Source organism: Delftia sp. WSY_7 (genome assembly GCF_043104845.1).
Taxonomy (GTDB): domain Bacteria; phylum Pseudomonadota; class Gammaproteobacteria; order Burkholderiales; family Burkholderiaceae_C; genus Comamonas; species Comamonas tsuruhatensis.
In genome coordinates, this window is record NZ_JBICLB010000035.1 from 35,796 (window position 1) to 52,920 (window position 17,125).

The following is a 17,125-nucleotide window of genomic DNA, read 5'->3' on the forward strand; positions in this document are numbered from 1 at the left end:
AAATGCCCCACCAAAGCGTGACGGCTCAAGGCGTCAGAAACCTGTTTTCAAAGAGAATTGTTGCGGTGCAAAAGCACCGCACTATCCGGTGATCGACGGGCTAGAAATGGCTTGTCGGGTCTGTTGATAAACTGTTGATAAATAATTGTGACAGATCAAGCCCGGAGCTTTGCAGGCCTTGTCAGGGCTTGGTTTCCAGCCCTTTTTGCCTACAATAAAGTCCCAACTATCGCAGTTGCCAGAGATTGTTGGTTCGGGGCGCGTCGTTCATGGACGCGCCCTTTTTTCTTGCGCGCCGACCCTGTCGTTTTCCACTTTCACTAGCAGTCCTTCTCGTTGATGAACCACATCAGAAATTTTTCCATCATTGCGCACATCGACCATGGCAAGTCGACGCTGGCCGACCGCCTGATCCAGCGTTGCGGAGGCCTGGCTGACCGTGACATGGAAGCCCAGGTGCTGGACTCGATGGATATCGAAAAAGAGCGCGGCATCACCATCAAGGCGCAGACGGCTGCCCTGCAGTACAAGGCCAAGGATGGTCAGGTCTACAACCTCAACCTCATCGACACGCCCGGCCACGTGGACTTCTCGTACGAAGTCTCGCGTTCCCTGTCGGCCTGCGAGGGAGCGCTGCTGGTGGTGGACGCCTCTCAGGGCGTAGAGGCACAGACCGTGGCCAACTGCTATACCGCGCTGGATCTCGGCGTGGAAGTGACGGCCGTTCTCAACAAGATGGATCTGCCGCAGGCCGACCCCGACAACGCCAAGGCAGAGATCGAGGACGTCATCGGCATCGATGCCAGCGATGCCATTCCCTGCTCGGCCAAGACCGGCATGGGCATCGACGAGATCCTGGAGGCCGTGGTTGCCAAGGTGCCGCCGCCCAAGGGCAATCCCAATGGCCAACTGCGCGCCATGATCATCGACAGCTGGTTCGACACTTACGTGGGCGTCGTGATGCTGGTGCGCGTGGTCGATGGTGAACTCAAGCGTGGCGAGCGCTTCAAGATGATGGCTTCGGGCGCTGCCTACGAAGCCAACAACCTTGGCGTGTTCACTCCGGCCGACGTGCCGCGCGACGCGCTGCGCGCCGGCGAGGTGGGTTACATCATCGCCGGCATCAAGGAACTCAAGGCAGCCAAGGTGGGCGACACCATCACGCTGGAAAAGAAGCTTCCCAACAATCTGGGCCCTGCCACCGAGGCCCTGCCCGGCTTCAAGGAAATCAAGCCCCAGGTGTTCGCGGGTCTGTACCCCACCGAAGCCAGCGAATATGACCAGCTGCGCGATGCGCTGGAAAAGCTCCAGCTCAACGATTCTTCCCTGCAGTTCGAGCCTGAAGTCTCGCAGGCGCTGGGCTTCGGCTTTCGCTGCGGCTTCCTGGGCCTGCTGCACATGGAAATCGTGCAGGAGCGCCTGGAGCGCGAATTCGACCAGGATCTGATCACCACCGCGCCCAGCGTGGTCTACGAAGTGGTCAAGGGCGATGGCGAGGTCATCCAGGTCGAGAACCCGTCCAAGATGCCCGATGCCGGCCGTATCGAGGAGGTGCGCGAGCCCATCGTGACCGTGCACCTGTACATGCCGCAGGACTATGTGGGTCCGGTGATGACGCTGGCCAACCAGAAGCGTGGCGTACAGATCAACATGCAGTACCACGGTCGCCAGGTGATGCTCACCTATGAGATGCCGCTGGGCGAGATCGTGCTGGACTTCTTCGACAAGCTCAAGTCGGTCTCGCGCGGCTATGCCTCCATGGACTACGAGTTCAAGGAGTACCGCGCCTCCGACGTGGTCAAGGTGGACATCCTGCTCAACGGCGAGAAGGTCGATGCGCTGTCCATCATCGTGCACCGCTCCCAGGCCACGTACCGCGGCCGGGCCGTGGTGGCGAAGATGCGCGAGATCATCAGCCGCCAGATGTTCGACGTGGCCATCCAGGCCGCCATCGGCGCCAACATCATTGCTCGGGAAACCGTCAAGGCCATGCGCAAGAACGTGCTGGCCAAGTGCTATGGCGGCGACATCACCCGCAAGCGCAAGCTGCTGGAGAAGCAAAAGGCCGGCAAGAAGCGCATGAAGCAGATCGGTTCGGTGGAAGTGCCTCAGGAGGCCTTCCTGGCCATCTTGCAAGTGGAGGATTGATGCAAGCCATGCAATGGATTACGGCCGTCGTGCTGGCGGCTTTCGTGGGCTATATCGGCGCCTGGTACACGGGCTTCATCGAGGGCAACTTCGCGTTGCTGCTGTTCCTGGCCACCGTGGTCACTGGCCTGTACTGGGTGGCCGAACGGCTGTATTTCCTGCCCCGCCGCCGCCGCGCCGCCGTGGCCATCGAGGAGGCTGCCGTGGCGCGCCGCGCAGAACTCGACCGCATGGGCATCGCCAAGACCGACATCGAGGTGTCGGAAGAGGCCAAGGGCCGCATCCTCATGCAGCCCTGGTGGCTGGACTGGACCGCGGGCCTGTTCCCCGTGATCGCCATCGTCTTTGTCCTGCGCTCGTTCCTGTTCGAGCCGTTCAAGATTCCCTCGGGCTCCATGATCCCCACGCTGCTCGTGGGCGACCTGATCCTGGTGAACAAGTTCACCTACGGCGTGCGCCTGCCGGTGATCAACACCAAGATCACCCAGGGCCAGCCGCTGCAGCGCGGCGATGTGGTGGTGTTCCGCTATCCTCCGCAACCCAGCCTGGACTACATCAAGCGCGTGGTGGGCCTGCCGGGTGACGAGATCTCCTATCTGAACAAGCGGCTGACGGTCAATGGCAAGGAAGTCCCGGTCAGCGAACTGCCGGACTTCTTCGACAAGGACGCGATGCGCTACTTCAAGCAGTACGAGGAGTCGCTGGGCGACAAGCCGCACCGCATGATCGTGAACCAGGACGTGCCCGCATTCATCCAGGGTGCCAGCGGCTTCGAGTTCCGCGAGAACTGCCGCTACAGCGTCGAAGGCATCACCTGCAAGGTGCCCGAGGGCCAGTACTTCATGATGGGCGACAACCGCGACAATTCGCTGGATTCCCGATACTGGGGCTTTGTGCCCGACAAGAACATCGTTGGCCGGGCCTTTTTCGTCTGGATGAACTTCGGGGATTTCAAGCGCATCGGCGGCTTCCATTGATCACATGCATGCCTGAGGGCCGGATGCCCCCAGGCATGCGCGAGGGATTCACATCGGAGGAGGAAAAAGCATGTTGACATCGAACAACCGGCGTTCGCGCCAGCGCGGTCTGTCCTTTCTGGGACTGGTGTTTGTGATTGCCCTGGGCGTGGGTGTGGTGGCCGTGGGCGCACAATCAGTGCCGGTCTTCCTGGAGTACCAGGCCATCGTCAAGGCCGCCAACAAGGCGGCCCGCGAAGGCAATTCCGTGGCCGAGGTCAAGGCCAGCTTCGAGCGTTCCGCCGCCATTGATGACTTCACATCCGTGAAGGGCGCAGACCTCGAGGTGACCAAAATCAATGACCGTGTGGTGGTGGGGTTCGAATATTCGCGCGAGATCCATCTCGTGGGCCCCGCCTACCTGACTTACCGTTTTAAGAAGCAGACCCAATAGGTGCCTCCCTTACTGAATGCGCTGCAGCTGAGGCTGCAGCATCAATTTGCCGAGCCTGCATTGCTGCAGCGTGCCGTCACGCACCGCAGTTTCTCGGCAGACAACAACGAGCGCCTGGAATTCCTCGGTGACTCGGTGCTGAATCTTGCCATTTCCAGCCTGCTCTACCAGCGGCTCAGTTCCATGCCCGAGGGCGATCTGTCCCGCGTGCGCGCCAACCTGGTCAAGGAAGGCACGCTGCACCAGATCGCGCTGAGGCTGCAGTTGCCCGATCTGTTGCGCCTGGGCGAAGGCGAATCCAAGTCGGGCGGCAAGCAACGCCCCTCCATCCTGGCCGATGCGGTCGAGGCCCTGATCGGCGCAGTGTATCTGGACGCCGGCTACGCTGCGGGCGAGAAGGTGGTACACCATCTCTTCGAGGGCGTGGACATCAACCCCCACATGCGCGCAGCCGAAAAGGATGCGAAGACGGCCCTGCAGGAATGGCTGCAGGGGCGGCGCATGAAGCTGCCGCAGTACGAAGTGGTTGCCACCACGGGCGCCGCCCATCGCCAGACCTTCGAGGTGGCCTGCGCGATTGCCGAGTTGCAACTGCAGGCCCGGGGAACGGGTGCCTCGCGCAGGGCCGCCGAGCAGACGGCTGCCACAGCCATGCTGGAACTATTGAAAGCAAGACACGCATGAACCAAGACAAACCCCCGGCGCCGGCACAGACCGCCGCCGAACTTGACGCCCTGCTGGCTGCGGCCAAGCCCGGCGCTGGCGCAGCTCGCACGGCATCCGCTGCTGATGACACCCCGGCACCCGAGGTGCCGACCGGCCCGCAGCGCTGCGGCCTGATCGCCATCGTCGGCAAGCCCAATGTGGGCAAGTCCACGCTGATGAATGCGCTGGTGGGCCAGAAGATCAGCATCACCTCGCGCAAGGCGCAGACCACGCGCCACCGCATCACGGGCATTCGCACGCGCGCCGCGACGCAGTTCATCTTTGTCGATACGCCGGGTTTCCAGACCAAGCACAGCACGGCACTGAACAAGTCGCTCAACAAGACCGTGATGGGCGCCATCGGCGACGTGGACCTGATCCTGTTCGTCGTGGAAGCCGGCCAGTTCACGCTGGCCGATGCCAAGGTGCTGTCGCTGTTCAAGCCTGGCATCCCCACGCTGCTGATTGCCAACAAGCTGGACACCGTGGGCCGCCGTGCCGAGATTGCCCCCTGGCTCAAGGGCATGCAGGAGCGCCATCCGTTCGCCGAGTTCGTGCCCATGTCGGCCAAGAACAAGGGAGACATCGAGCGCCTGTTCGGCATCTGCGAGAAGTACCTGCCCGAGCAGGACTGGATGTACGCCGCCGACGAGCTGACCGACCGCAGCGAGAAGTTCCTCGCCTCGGAGACCGTGCGCGAGAAGCTGTTCCGATTCACGGGCGACGAGCTGCCCTACACCTCCACGGTGGTCATCGACAAGTTCGAGGAAGAGGCCAGCAAGCAGCACAAGCGTTTCATCCGCGTGGCGGCCACCATCGTGGTCGAGCGCGACGGCCACAAGGCCATGATCATCGGAGAGAAGGGCGAGCGCCTCAAGCGCATCAGCACCGAGGCGCGCCAGGAGCTGGAAAAGCTCATGGATGCCAAGGTCTTCCTCGAAGTCTGGGTCAAGGTCCGCTCCGGCTGGGCCGACGACGAAGCCCGCGTGCGTTCGTTCGGCTACGAGTGAGCACCCTTACCGCAAGGCCCTGCGTCCATGGCTAGCGCCAAGCGTGTCTCGGACGAGCCGGCCTTTGTCCTGCACAGCTACGACTGGAGCGAGTCCAGCCTGATCCTTGAGGTCTTCACGCGTCACCGGGGCCGCGTGGCGCTGGCGGCCAAGGGCGTCAAGCGGCCGACCTCGAACTTTCGCCCCGTGCTGCTGCCGCTGCAGCCGCTGAGCCTGAGCTACAGCCTGGGCGGCGAGGGCAATGGCGAGATCCATACCCTCAAGGGCGCAGAGTGGGTGGGCGGGCATGTCATGCCCCAGGGTGACGCCCTGCTGTCGGGCCTGTACCTCAACGAGCTGCTGATGCGCCTGCTGGCGCGCGACGATCCCTACGCGGCGCTGTTCGACATCTATGCCGGTGTGGTGCGCGTGCTGGCAGGCCAGCATGGCGATGCCATCGAGCCCGTGCTGCGCACCTTCGAGCTGCTGCTGCTGCGCGAATTGGGCCATCTGCCTGCCTTGAATGAGGAAAGCGCCACGCTGGCGCCGCTGGCCGAGGGGCGTCGCTATGCGCTGGTGGCCGAAGGCGGCCTGCGCCCGGCGCTGCAGGGCGAGCGCGCCGTGCTGGGCGCTGCGCAGTGGCAGGCCATTGAAAGCGCGCTGCAGGCACGGCAGGCCTTCAACGCCACACTGCATGTGGTGGCCCAGCCCGAGGCGGCGCTGGCCCTCAAGCCCCAACTGAGGGCCTTGCTGCAATACCATTGCGGCAGTCCCATGCTGCGCACCCGCCAGCTGATGATGGATCTGCAATCGCTATGAATCTTTCCCACGCTTCGCAGCGCACGGCGCTGTCGGTCAATGTCAACAAGGTTGCGCTGCTGCGCAACACGCGCCATCTGGGCATTCCCAGCGTGACGCGCGCCGCGCGCATCTGCCTGGAGGCCGGTGCCCAGGGCATCACCATCCATCCGCGTCCCGACCAGCGCCATATCCGCAGCGAAGATGTCTATGAACTGCATGCGCTGATGAAGCATTGGCCGCAGGCGGAGTTCAACATCGAGGGCAACCCGACGCAGAACCTGATGGACTTCATCCGGGCCACGCGCCCGCATCAGGCCACCTTCGTGCCCGACAGCGAGGACCAGTTCACCAGCGACCATGGCTGGAACTTCCCGCAGGATGCCGAGCGCCTGAAGCCGCTGATCGCCGAATGCCGCCAACTCGGCGTGCGCGTCAGCCTGTTCATGGACCCGGTTCCCGCACAGATGGCCGCTGCGCGCGCCGCAGGCGCCGACCGGGTCGAGCTGTACACCGAGCCCTATGCGGCCGCCTGGGGCACGGCAGACCAGGAAGTTCAACTGCAGGCCTACGCGGCGGCGGCCCAGGCTGCGCTGGACGCCGGGCTGGGCATCAATGCCGGCCATGACCTCAGCCGCGACAACCTGGCCGCCTTCGTGGCGCGCGTGCCGGGCCTGCTCGAAGTCTCCATCGGCCATGCGCTGATCGCCGACGCGCTGGAGCTGGGCTACGCCCAAACCGTGCGCGCCTACCAGCAGTGCATAGACCAGGGCATGGCGGCGCGCGCCTGAAGCTTTCGCGGAGCGAATCCATGATCTACGGCATCGGTACCGACATCTGCGACGTGCGCCGCATCCGCGCCAGCCTGGAGCGCCATGGCGACCGTTTCGCCGAGAAGGTGCTGGCCGAAGGCGAACTGTCCACCTGGCGAGCCCGCCGCGCGCGCTGGCCCGAGCGCGGCATCCGCTTCGTCGCCACGCGCTTTTCCGCCAAGGAGGCCTTTTCCAAGGCCATAGGCATGGGCATGGTCATGCCCATGACCTGGCGCAGCTGCGAGGTCGTCAAGCTGCCCAGTGGCCAGCCAGCCATCGTGCTGCACGGCGCGCTCAAGGAATGGTTCGAGGCACGGAACCTGCAGGTTCACCTGTCCGTGACCGACGAGAGCGACTATGCGGCCAGCTTCTGCGTGGTCGAGCGCCGCGCCTGACACCCGGCCGGCGCAGCGCTGGCTTTTTTGACTCCACAGGATTCATAGCATGACCGAGCACGCACCCCTGATCATCGACATCGCCGGCAAGGCGCTCACCGACGCGGACCGCCGGCGCCTGGCGCATCCGCTGGTCGGCGGCATCATCCTCTTCGCCCGCAACTGGGAAAGCCGCGAGCAACTGGTGCAGCTGTGCGCCGATATCAAGGGCGTCAAAGCCGACCTGCTGATCTGCGTGGACCACGAGGGCGGGCGCGTGCAGCGTTTTCGTGCCGACGGATTCACGCATCTGCCGCCCATGCGCGCCTTCGGCCAGATGTGGATGGACGACGGCAAGGGCAGCAGGCAGCGCGAAGGCAGCGGCGCCCTGGCTGCCATGAACGCCGCCACGGCGGCCGGCTACGTGCTGGGCACCGAACTGCGCGCCTGCGGCGTGGATTTCAGCTTCACCCCGGTGCTGGACCTTGACTACGGTGCCAGCAGCGTCATCGGCGACCGCAGCTTCCACCGCGACCCGCGCGTGGTGGCGGCGCTGGCCCGCAGCCTCATGCACGGCCTGCTGCAGGCCGGCATGGGCAACTGCGGCAAGCACTTTCCCGGCCACGGCTTCGTCAAGGCCGACTCGCATGTGGACATTCCGGTCGATGGCCGCAGCCTCACCGCCATCCTGGGCGAGGACGCCGCGCCCTATCCCTGGCTGTCCAGCGTGCTCACGGCCGTGATGCCGGCCCATGTGATCTACCCCAAGGTCGACAGGCGCCCGGCCGGTTTTTCCGCCAAGTGGCTCAAGGACATCCTGCGCAGCCGCCTGCGCTACGACGGCGCCATCTTCAGCGATGACCTGAGCATGGAGGGCGCGCGCCGCATCGACGGGCAACTCATCGGCTACACCGACGCAGCCCTGGCCGCGCTGGAGGCCGGCTGCGACATGGTGCTGCTGTGCAACCAGAGCCTGGGCCTGGGCGAGCATGTGGACGAGCTGCTGGCCGGCATGGAGGCCGCGCAGCGCAGTGGCCGCTGGCAGCCCGATGCCGACAGCGAATCGCGCCGCCTGGCCCTGCTGCCGGAGACCGTGCCCCAGCCCTGGGACGACCTCATGCGCCAGCCGGCCTACCTCCAGGCGCTGGACCTGCTGCCTTGATGGATTGACGAGCGCAGCGGCTGGCCGGCTGAGGCCTGGCGGGCTTTGCAAAGGCTGTGCGGGCCATGGAGGACGCGCACGCCAAGTGTTTTCACAGGAGAGTTTTCCCATGCGCGTTGGCGTGCTGACCGGAGGTGGCGATTGCCCCGGCCTGAATGCGGTGATCCGTGCGGTCACCAAGTCCCTGATCAACCACGGCCAGTGCGAGGTGCTGGGCATTGCCGACGGCTTCGAGGGCCTGATGCTCGACCCGCCCGGCGTCAAGCCCCTGGGCTGGGACGAGGTCTCGGGCATCCTGCATGTGGGCGGCACCATCCTGGGCACCAGCAACAGCGCCAATCCCCTGCGCGATGAGGCCACGCTGGAGCATGTGGGTCGCAACGTCCGGGCGCTGGGACTGGACGTGGTGGTGGCCATCGGCGGCGACGGCACCATGAGCCTGGCGCATGGCCTGGCCGAACAGGTGGGCCTGACCTGCGTGGGCGTGCCCAAGACCATCGACAACGACATTGCCAACTGCGAGCGCAGCTTTGGTTTCGACACCGCCGTGGCCACGGCCACCGAGGCGCTGCGCCGCATCGAGAGCACAGCCAACAGCCACCACCGCGTGATGATCGTCGAGACCATGGGGCGCCATGCCGGATGGCTGGCGCTGGAGGCCGGCATTGCCGGTGCGGCCGACGTCATCCTGCTGCCCGAGATCGACTACGACCTGCAGGCCATCGTGGATTTCTGCCGCATGCGCGAGCAGCGCCAGCGCTACACCATCATCTGCATCGGCGAGGGCGCCAAGGAAAGCGGTGCCAGCCTCACGGTGCGTGAGCGCATAGAGCAAAGCCCGGACCCCGTACGCCTGGGTGGCGTCGGCCATGTGCTGCGCGAGCGCCTGCAGCCCCATCTCAGGAGCGAGGTGCGCACCACGGTGCTGGGCCATGTGCAACGCGGGGGCGACCCCACTCCCTTTGACCGCGTGCTGGCCACGCAGTACGGCCACCATGCGGCGCAGCTGGTGCTGTCCGGCGGCTTTGGGCGCATGGTCACGCTGCAGGGCGGGCAGATCGGCAGCGTGGAAATCTCACGCGTGGCCAACACCCAGCGCACCGTGCCGCTGGACCACGGCCTGCTCACCATGGCGCGCGACATAGGCATTTGCCTGGGCGAGCCCCGCAAGCCTGCTGCGTCGCCGGCCGCCGCTGGCCGCCACTGAGCCCGCCATGCGGCAACAGGGGCGCATCACCGGCTGGAAGGACGAGCAGGGCTTCGGCTTCATCGAGCCCGATGGCGGCGGGGCGCCGGTCTTTGTCCACATCAAGTCCTTCACCGATCGCCGCCGCAGGCCCGAGGGCGGCGAGCGCGTCAGCTACGTGCCCGGCCGCAACGCCCAGGGGAAATGGCGCGCCCAGGATGTCGCCTTCATTGGCGAGTCCAGGAGCGGCCATCCGCAGCCTGCGCGGCGACGCCGTGCCGGCATGTCCTCGCGGCCTCAGTCAACTGTGCGAGGCCAGGTGGCAGTGGGGCTGGCCGCTGCCTTCTTCTGCGTGCTGATGGCCGTTGCCTGGATTGGCCGCATGCCCTGGGCACTGTTCGGCCTGTATGCGGCGGCAAGCCTGGTGACCTTCATGGTCTACGGATTCGACAAGTCCGCCGCCGTGCACGACCGCTGGCGTACCAGCGAAGGCCGTCTGCACCTGCTGGCGCTGCTGGGCGGCTGGCCTGGCGCGCTGCTCGCGCAAGGGCTGCTGCGGCACAAGTCCAGCAAGGCCTCGTTCCAGTTGGTATTCTGGATCACCGTGGGGATCAACTGCTGCCTGCTGGCCTGGCTGCTGTCACCGGCGGGTGCGCCGTTGCGGGCTCTGGCACCCGGCATCTTCTGAAGACCCAAGGAGCAGGCGATGACCCAGGTTGGACCAGGGGCCGAAATGCCCAGCGCAAACGATGCATCGCTGCAGACCTGGCAGGCATCTTGGCAGCATGCCTGGTCCGCACTGGGCGCCAGCGCGCCGCAGCCTGTGCTGGCCGAGCTGCTGCAAAGCTACAGCGAGCCCCAGCGCCACTACCACACGCTGCAGCATCTGGGCGAGGCCATGGCCCTGCTGCAGCCGGCGCTGGGCCTGGCCGAGCGTCCCGGCGAGGTGGCGCTGGCGCTGTGGTTCCATGATGCCGTCTACGAAACCCAGGCCAAGGACAACGAGGCGCGCAGCGCCGACTGGGCCGTGGCCGTGGTGCGCGGGCAGGGCCTGCCGGCGGAGGTGGCCGGGCGCGTGCACGGCCTGATCATGGCGACCTGCCACGCGGCACAGCCGTACGGGATTGACGCCCAACTGCTGGTGGATGCCGACCTGGGCATTCTCGCGGCCGACCCTCTGCGGTTTGCCGAGTACGAGGTACAGGTGCGGGCCGAGTACGAATGGGTGCCCTTGCCGCTGTACCGCGCCAGGCGCCGCGAGGTGTTGCTGGGCTTCATGCAGCGCGAGGCCATCTACTGCACTGACTGGTTCCGGCAACGGCTGGAGGCACGGGCGCGATGCAACCTCGCGCAGGCGCTGGGTTTGTAGGCGGCGCCTGTGTCGGCACCCTATGATCGGGGGCTGCTGCGGGCCGTGCAGGCCTGCCTCCCTCTCTTTCTTATCTTGCCCAGGCTCTGCCTGGCTCACCGGACGCGCAGATGACCACCCTTGGAACCCCTTACTCCCCCCATGCCACCAAAGTCATGCTGCTGGGCAGCGGCGAACTCGGCAAGGAAGTGCTGATCGCGCTGCAGCGCCTGGGCGTGGAAACCATTGCCGTGGACCGCTACGAGAACGCGCCCGGTCAGCAGGTGGCCCACCACGCACGCACCATCACCATGAGCGATCCGGCCCAGCTCAAGGCCTTGATCGAGGCCGAGAAACCCCACCTGGTCGTGCCCGAGATCGAGGCCATTGCCACGCCCATGCTCGAAGAGCTGGAAGCGGCAGGCGTGGTCACCGTGATCCCCACGGCCCGCGCCGCGCGCCTGACCATGGACCGCGAAGGCATTCGCCGCCTGGCCGCCGAGACGCTGGGCCTGGCCACCAGCCCTTACCGCTTCTGTGATTCGCAGCAGGAACTGCAGGCTGCCATCGACGGCACGGATGGCCAGCCCGCCATCAGCTTTCCCTGCGTGGTCAAGCCCGTGATGAGCAGCTCGGGCAAGGGCCAGAGCAAGCTGGACGGCCCGGACGACGTGGCCAAGGCCTGGGACTACGCCATGGCCGGCGGCCGCGTGAGCCATGGCCGTGTGATCGTCGAAGGCTTCATCGACTTCGACTACGAAATCACCCAGCTCACGGTGCGCGCCAAGGGTGCGGACGGCCAGGTGCAGACGCATTTCTGCGATCCCATCGGCCACATCCAGCAGTCCGGCGACTATGTGGAAAGCTGGCAGCCCCATCCCATGCACCCGGCGGCGCTGCAGAAGTCGCGCGACATCGCCAAGGCGGTGACCGACGACCTGGGCGGCCTGGGCCTGTTTGGCGTGGAGCTGTTCGTCAAGGGCGAGCAGGTCTGGTTCAGCGAAGTCTCGCCACGCCCGCACGACACGGGGCTGGTCACGCTGGCCACGCAGTGGCAAAGCGAGTTCGAGCTGCATGCGCGCGCCATCCTGGGCCTGCCCGTGGATGCCTCGCTGCGCAATCCCGGCGCCAGCGCCGTGATCTATGGCGGGCAGGATGCCGAAGGCCTGGTGTTCGACGGCGTGGACGAGGCCCTGGCCGTGCCGGGCACGGACTTGCGCCTGTTCGGCAAGCCAGAGAGCTTCGTCAAGCGCCGCATGGGCGTGGCCCTGGCGCGCGCCCAGGATGTGGAGCAGGCGCGAACCAACGCCAAGCTGGCCGCCAGCAAGGTCCGGCCGCGCAAGCCCTGAGGCGCTGCCCAATGACAAAGCCGCCGTCCCTTTGCCGGGCGGCGGCTTTTTTCATGGGGTACCGGCCTTAGTTGGTCGTGTGCATGGGAGGCTGCGAGGGCTGGGCATCATGCGGCGTGGTCAGCCGGATGGCGCGCTCCTCCTCGCCATGGCTGGCATGCTCGCCATCCGCGCCCAGGCCACCCTTCCAGCGCCGGACCACGCGCTGGAAGATCAGCGAGTTGGGGATCTGCAGCAGATTGGGTGAGCCATCGGGCGCATGGGCATCCTGCAAGGTGGTGTAGAGCATGTTGATGTCGATCACGCGGCCCTTGGCACCGGGCTTTTCGGCCGTGTCCAGCACCTCGATGTAGTCGCCCAGGCGAAAGGGCCCGACGATGACGATGAGCAGGGCGCAGAACAGGTTGGACAGCACGCTCCAGGCCGCAAAGAAGGCCACGGCGCCCACGGTGGCAAAGCCGGTGAAGGCTGTCCACAGCACGGTGGCCGAGACGCCCAGGCGCTCCAGTACCAGCGGCACGGTGGCGGCGATGAGAATCCAGCGGAACACGCCGCGCAGCGGCACCAGCAGCTCCGGCGGCAGGCCGTAGTGCCTGCCCGCGCGTGCGATCAGCCGGCGAACCAGGCGATTGAGCAGCCAGGCCGCACCGATGATCAGCAGGATCTGGGCGCCGGGGATGATGAACTCCAGCCAATCCTGCATCCAGGCGGGCAGGTGCGCTTGAAAACCACGCATAACTTCAAACATTCAGGAAACAGCAATCCGCATTCAGGACCCGGATGCGCGGCTTGCGCGCGCCCGGCATTGAGCTGCGATCGTAAGCGCAGGCGCAAGGCCCGGCAGTCAGGTGCGGCGCTGCTCCACCGTGTCCATCTGCATCTCGAAGCTGAAGAAGCGGTCGCGCCCCTGCGCCTTGGCCGCGTACAGGGCCTGGTCGGCGCGCATGAGCATGGCTTCGGCGCTGGTGTATTCGTCGGGGACGCAGGTGGTGATGCCGCCCGACAGCGTGAGGCCCGATTCATGGGGTGAGTCGGGGTGGCGTATGCGCAGCACGCGCAGCATCTGGCCCACGGCACGCGCGAACGTCATGGCCCCCGAGCGTGGCGTGCGCGGCAGGATGAGCGCGAATTCCTCGCCGCCATAGCGCGCCGCCACGTCACGCGGGCGCACGCAGACCTCGCGCAGCAGGCGGCCTATCTGTTTCAGGCATTCATCGCCATGCACATGGCCATAGGTGTCGTTGTAGCGCTTGAAATGGTCCAGGTCGCAGAGCATCAGCGTCAGCGGCTGGCCCTCGCGGCGGGCCGAGGCGATCTCGGCATGCAGGATGCGGTCGAAGCCTCGGCGGTTGACCAGGCCCGTGAGCTGGTCGAGCTCGACCATTTCGTTGAGCTTCTGGTTGGCCTCATGCAGCTCGGCCGACAGCGATACCAGGCGCCGGCGCATGTCCAGCAGGCGGCGCATGGCGCGCAGCTTGGCCACGAGCACGATGGGCTTGACGGGCTTGACCAGGTAGTCGTCGCCTCCGGCCTCGATGCCGCGCCACACGTCCAGGTCATTGTCCAGTCCGGACAGGAAGATGACGGGCGTCCACTCGCCGGGCTCGGCCTCGCGCAGCTGGCGGGCCACCCAGTAGCCGTCCTCGCCCGGCAAACGGATGTCGAGCAGCACGAGGTCGGGGCGCTGCTCGCGGAACAGTGCCAGGGCGCTGGGGCCATCGGCAGCCTCCAGCACGCGGGTCACGCCGGCATGCAGCAGCTCGCTGACCAGACTGGTGCGTACCGAGGCCTGGTCTTCCACGACCAGCACGCAAAACGGCGATGCCTCGTCCGTCGGCTTGGCGAAGCGCGCTCCGGTGGGCTCGATGGCGGGAGAGTCGGTGCTGTCGGTGGGCGAAGGTGGTGGGGCAGCGGGCATGGCCTTCAGGGTTGTGAGACCAGAAATGGGTCAGGGGGCTGCGCAGTACGCGGCATGGGGGTGGCGCCAGTGTAAGTCGGTCGTTGTATTCGTGTGCGATTGTGGATGCCCGGCTTTCTTCAGGCCAGGGGCAGGGCCGTGCGGGCCCGGCTGGCTTCGTCGTGCCATTGCACGAAGGCGTCGGCGGCCGCACACAGGCGTGGGTTGCCCAGTTGCTGCAGCAGCCTGCAAGCTGCAAAGCCCTGGGCTTTTTCGTCATAGGCAAGCGCCCACTGGCGGCGCTCTTGCCGCGTCTGCTCGGGCTGGGGCCAGCGGCGCAGCGAGGTGGACAGTCCGGTCAGGCCCATGCGCCAGGGCTTGCCCGATACGCGGGCGCGAAAGCACTGCTGGCGCTCGCACAGCAGGGCATAGAGCGGGTCCACCTGCAAGGCGTCGAACAACTGCGCGACGGCAGGGTCGTCGGGTGCGAAATCGGTATGCGTGACGATGACACGCAGGCCCTTGGGCGTTTCATAGACGCGCAGCCCCCAGTCGGCATGGCTTTGGTGGAAGGCCTGTACGCGCTCCATGGCGCGTGCGGACGGCGAGTCCGTGGCCGCGCGCCGGCGCGCCTGCCGCGCCTCCCACCAGCGCTGCACGCGCCGCATGGCCAGGAACAGCAGCAGCACGACCAGCGCCGTGGCCACCATCCTCGAATTGTTCTTGTGCGGTGCCAGCCGGGCCAGCCAGGTGGCGGCCGAAGCCAGCAAAAGCAGGGTCACGACGGGAAAGCGCACAGCGCTGGGCGGCTCGGGCAGGTCGATATCGGCGATGGCCACGCGCTCGGTGTTCAGGCAGTGGGCGCCGTAGCTGTTGCGCGTCATCACCGTGCCGTCGCGGCGCTGCAGGACTTCTTCGCGTATGGGGGTGCTGAAGCCGTCGAGCGCGTACTCGTTCTTCCATTCCATGCGCGGCTCGCCTGGGGGCAGCGCCGCATGGCGGGCGTCTTGCAGGGCCTTGGCGGCACGCTCCTGGGCGTGGGCCTGGGCAGCCTCCTGGCTGGTGTCGGACCATCCCCAGCGCTGGACGGTGATGCCGTGGGTGGGGCGGCTTTCATGCCGCAGGCGCGCCTGCGCCCAGTAGGTGGGGATGTGCATGGCGAGCCAGTATAGGGAAAAGCCGCCTGGCTCCCAAGGGAACGCAGGCGGCTTCAGTTGGCCATGCGCGCAGGCGCTGGATGCCGGGGGGTTACTGTTCGCGGCGCAGGGCGGGGAACAGGATCACGTCGCGGATGCTGGCGCTGTCGGTCAGCAGCATCATCAGGCGGTCGATGCCGATGCCGCAGCCGCCCGTGGGGGGCATGCCGTACTCGAGGGCACGCACGAAGTCGTGGTCGAAGTACATGGCTTCGTCGTCGCCGCCGTCCTTGGCCTGGACCTGGGCGTTGAAGCGCGCGGCCTGGTCCTCGGCGTCGTTGAGTTCGGAGAAGCCGTTGCCGAATTCACGGCCCGTGATGTACAGCTCGAAGCGCTCGGTGACTTCGGGGCGCTCGTCATTGGCGCGTGCCAGCGGCGAGATCTCGGTGGGGTGCTCCATGATGAAGGTGGGCTGCCAGAGCTTTTCCTCGACCACTTCCTCGAAGTACAGCACCTGCAGGCTGGCCAGGGTACGGGTGGACAGGCGGTCCTTTTCTTCCGTCATGCCCAGCTTGCGCAGGGCATTGGTCAGCCATTCGCGGTCGGCCACTTTGTCACCGGCTTCGGTGAACTTGACGATGGCCTCGGGAATGGTCAGGCGCTGGAAGGGCTGGGACAGGTCCACGGGCTTGCCGCCGTAGGTCAGCTGCAGCGTGCCCACGGCCTTTTGCGCGGCGTCGCGCACCAGTGCCTCGGTGTAGTCCATCAGGTCGCGGTAGTTCCAGTAGGCCGCATAGAACTCCATCATGGTGAACTCGGGGTTGTGGCGCACCGAGATGCCTTCGTTGCGGAAGTTGCGGTTGATTTCGAACACGCGCTCGAAGCCGCCGACCACCAGGCGCTTGAGGTACAGCTCGGGCGCGATGCGCAGGTACATCTCCTGGTCCAGCGCGTTGTGGTGGGTGACGAAGGGCTTGGCGTTGGCGCCGCCGGGAATGGGATGCAGCATGGGCGTCTCCACTTCCAGGAAGCCATGCTCCACCATGAATTCGCGGATGCCCGAGACGGCCTTGCTGCGCGCGATGAAGCGGCGGCGGGCCTGCTCGTCCATCATCAGGTCCACGTAGCGCTGGCGCACCTTCTGCTCCAGATCGGCCATGCCGTGGAACTTGTCAGGCATGGGGCGCAGGCTCTTGGTGAGCAGGCGCAGCGTCTGCACCTTGACCGACAGCTCGCCGGTCTTGGTCTTCATCAGCGTGCCTTCGGCGCCCAGGATGTCGCCCAGGTCCCAGCGCTTGAAGGCCGCATAGACCTCCTCGCCCACGGTGTCGCGCGTGATGTACAGCTGGATGCGGCCGTGCGTGGGGCCCAGCGATCCGTCCTGGATGGTGGCGAAGCTGGCCTTGCCCATGACGCGCTTGAGCATCATGCGGCCGCCCAGGCTGACCTGCACGGATTCGGCGTCGAGCTGCTCGGCGCTCTTGTCGGCATGGGCCTGCTGCAGGGCCTCGGCGCGGTCGGCCGGCTTGAAGTCGTTAGGGAAGGCCACGCCGCCCTGTTCACGCACCTGTTCGCGCAGGGCCTTGAGTTTTTCGCGGCGCTCGGCGATGAGTTGGTTTTCGTCCTGGGGAGCGGTCTGGTCCGCTGCAGATGGTGTGTTGTGTTCGGTCATGACAATGAGCGCCAGCGCAAAACGCCGAGGGGCCGGAAAAAAGCCGGAGGGGAAATCGGGGAAAGCCGAAAAAAAGCCAGGCGGGAAGGGCTGGAAAATGCAGCGGCAGCAGCAAATGCCACCGGCAGGCCCCGCAGCT

The 17,125-nt window shown here is 66.1% G+C and carries 17 protein-coding genes; 13 read left to right on the forward strand and 4 right to left on the reverse strand.

The genetic code is table 11. The features are described from left to right. Nucleotides 1-339: 339 nt before the first annotated feature. From lepA to purT, 13 genes are all read left to right on the forward strand, one after another. Entirely contained in the window at nucleotides 340-2,148 is a 1,809-nt protein-coding gene (lepA, locus tag ACF8ME_RS19930) for a translation elongation factor 4 (protein ID WP_016447789.1), read from the forward strand. Next, nucleotides 2,148-3,125, forward strand: a complete 978-nt coding sequence (gene lepB, locus ACF8ME_RS19935; RefSeq protein ID WP_016451178.1) for a signal peptidase I — start codon at nucleotides 2,148-2,150, stop codon at nucleotides 3,123-3,125. Before lepA ends, lepB begins: the two co-directional genes overlap by 1 nt. 70 nt (nucleotides 3,126-3,195) lie before the next feature. Continuing rightward, nucleotides 3,196-3,558 (forward strand): DUF4845 domain-containing protein, encoded by a 363-nt coding sequence (locus ACF8ME_RS19940; RefSeq protein ID WP_016451179.1) that lies wholly within the window; start codon nucleotides 3,196-3,198, stop codon nucleotides 3,556-3,558. Next, nucleotides 3,559-4,242, forward strand: a complete 684-nt coding sequence (gene rnc, locus ACF8ME_RS19945) for a ribonuclease III (RefSeq protein WP_012207060.1) — start codon at nucleotides 3,559-3,561, stop codon at nucleotides 4,240-4,242. Continuing rightward, complete coding sequence (gene era, locus ACF8ME_RS19950) at nucleotides 4,239-5,273, forward strand: GTPase Era (RefSeq protein ID WP_016447786.1); 1,035 nt, start codon at nucleotides 4,239-4,241, stop codon at nucleotides 5,271-5,273. Before rnc ends, era begins: the two co-directional genes overlap by 4 nt. Before the next feature lie 27 nt (nucleotides 5,274-5,300). Then, nucleotides 5,301-6,071 carry a DNA repair protein RecO gene (gene recO / locus ACF8ME_RS19955; RefSeq protein WP_016451180.1) on the forward strand — a complete coding sequence of 257 codons (771 nt, stop codon included), beginning with the start codon at nucleotides 5,301-5,303 and terminating at the stop codon, nucleotides 6,069-6,071. After that, entirely contained in the window at nucleotides 6,068-6,841 is a 774-nt protein-coding gene (locus tag ACF8ME_RS19960) for a pyridoxine 5'-phosphate synthase (RefSeq protein ID WP_016447784.1), read from the forward strand. The genes recO and ACF8ME_RS19960 overlap by 4 nt, the downstream gene beginning before the upstream one ends. A gap of 20 nt (nucleotides 6,842-6,861) precedes the next feature. Further along, nucleotides 6,862-7,257, forward strand: a complete 396-nt coding sequence (gene acpS / locus ACF8ME_RS19965; protein ID WP_016447783.1) for a holo-ACP synthase — start codon at nucleotides 6,862-6,864, stop codon at nucleotides 7,255-7,257. A gap of 49 nt (nucleotides 7,258-7,306) precedes the next feature. Further along, nucleotides 7,307-8,398, forward strand: coding sequence for a beta-N-acetylhexosaminidase (gene nagZ, locus ACF8ME_RS19970; protein ID WP_016451181.1), 1,092 nt, complete (start codon nucleotides 7,307-7,309; stop codon nucleotides 8,396-8,398). Nucleotides 8,399-8,507: 109 nt separating this feature from the next. Beyond that, entirely contained in the window at nucleotides 8,508-9,605 is a 1,098-nt protein-coding gene (locus ACF8ME_RS19975) for a 6-phosphofructokinase (protein WP_016447781.1), read from the forward strand. A gap of 7 nt (nucleotides 9,606-9,612) precedes the next feature. Continuing rightward, nucleotides 9,613-10,272 (forward strand): DUF1294 domain-containing protein, encoded by a 660-nt coding sequence (locus ACF8ME_RS19980; RefSeq protein ID WP_392417952.1) that lies wholly within the window; start codon nucleotides 9,613-9,615, stop codon nucleotides 10,270-10,272. A gap of 18 nt (nucleotides 10,273-10,290) precedes the next feature. Next, nucleotides 10,291-10,953 (forward strand): N-methyl-D-aspartate receptor NMDAR2C subunit, encoded by a 663-nt coding sequence (locus ACF8ME_RS19985; RefSeq protein ID WP_392417953.1) that lies wholly within the window; start codon nucleotides 10,291-10,293, stop codon nucleotides 10,951-10,953. Nucleotides 10,954-11,063: 110 nt separating this feature from the next. Then, nucleotides 11,064-12,281 carry a formate-dependent phosphoribosylglycinamide formyltransferase gene (purT, locus tag ACF8ME_RS19990; protein WP_392417955.1) on the forward strand — a complete coding sequence of 406 codons (1,218 nt, stop codon included), beginning with the start codon at nucleotides 11,064-11,066 and terminating at the stop codon, nucleotides 12,279-12,281. 67 nt (nucleotides 12,282-12,348) lie between these two features. Here the strand turns inward: purT and ACF8ME_RS19995 are convergent, their stop codons facing one another. The 4 genes from ACF8ME_RS19995 to lysS all read right to left on the reverse strand — a co-directional run bounded on the left by ACF8ME_RS19995 (nucleotide 12,349) and on the right by lysS (nucleotide 16,986). After that, nucleotides 12,349-13,017 carry a mechanosensitive ion channel family protein gene (locus ACF8ME_RS19995; protein WP_392417957.1) on the reverse strand — a complete coding sequence of 223 codons (669 nt, stop codon included), beginning with the start codon at nucleotides 13,015-13,017 and terminating at the stop codon, nucleotides 12,349-12,351. A 108-nt stretch (nucleotides 13,018-13,125) separates the two neighbouring features. Next, entirely contained in the window at nucleotides 13,126-14,199 is a 1,074-nt protein-coding gene (locus tag ACF8ME_RS20000) for a diguanylate cyclase domain-containing protein (RefSeq protein WP_016447776.1), read from the reverse strand. Nucleotides 14,200-14,318: 119 nt separating this feature from the next. Beyond that, the gene (locus ACF8ME_RS20005) at nucleotides 14,319-15,335 is read right to left on the reverse strand and encodes a hypothetical protein (protein WP_392417959.1); all 1,017 of its coding nucleotides are present in this window, start codon (nucleotides 15,333-15,335) and stop codon (nucleotides 14,319-14,321) included. Between the two features lie 91 nt (nucleotides 15,336-15,426). Beyond that, complete coding sequence (lysS, locus tag ACF8ME_RS20010; RefSeq protein WP_016447774.1) at nucleotides 15,427-16,986, reverse strand: lysine--tRNA ligase; 1,560 nt, start codon at nucleotides 16,984-16,986, stop codon at nucleotides 15,427-15,429. Nucleotides 16,987-17,125: the final 139 nt, after the last annotated feature.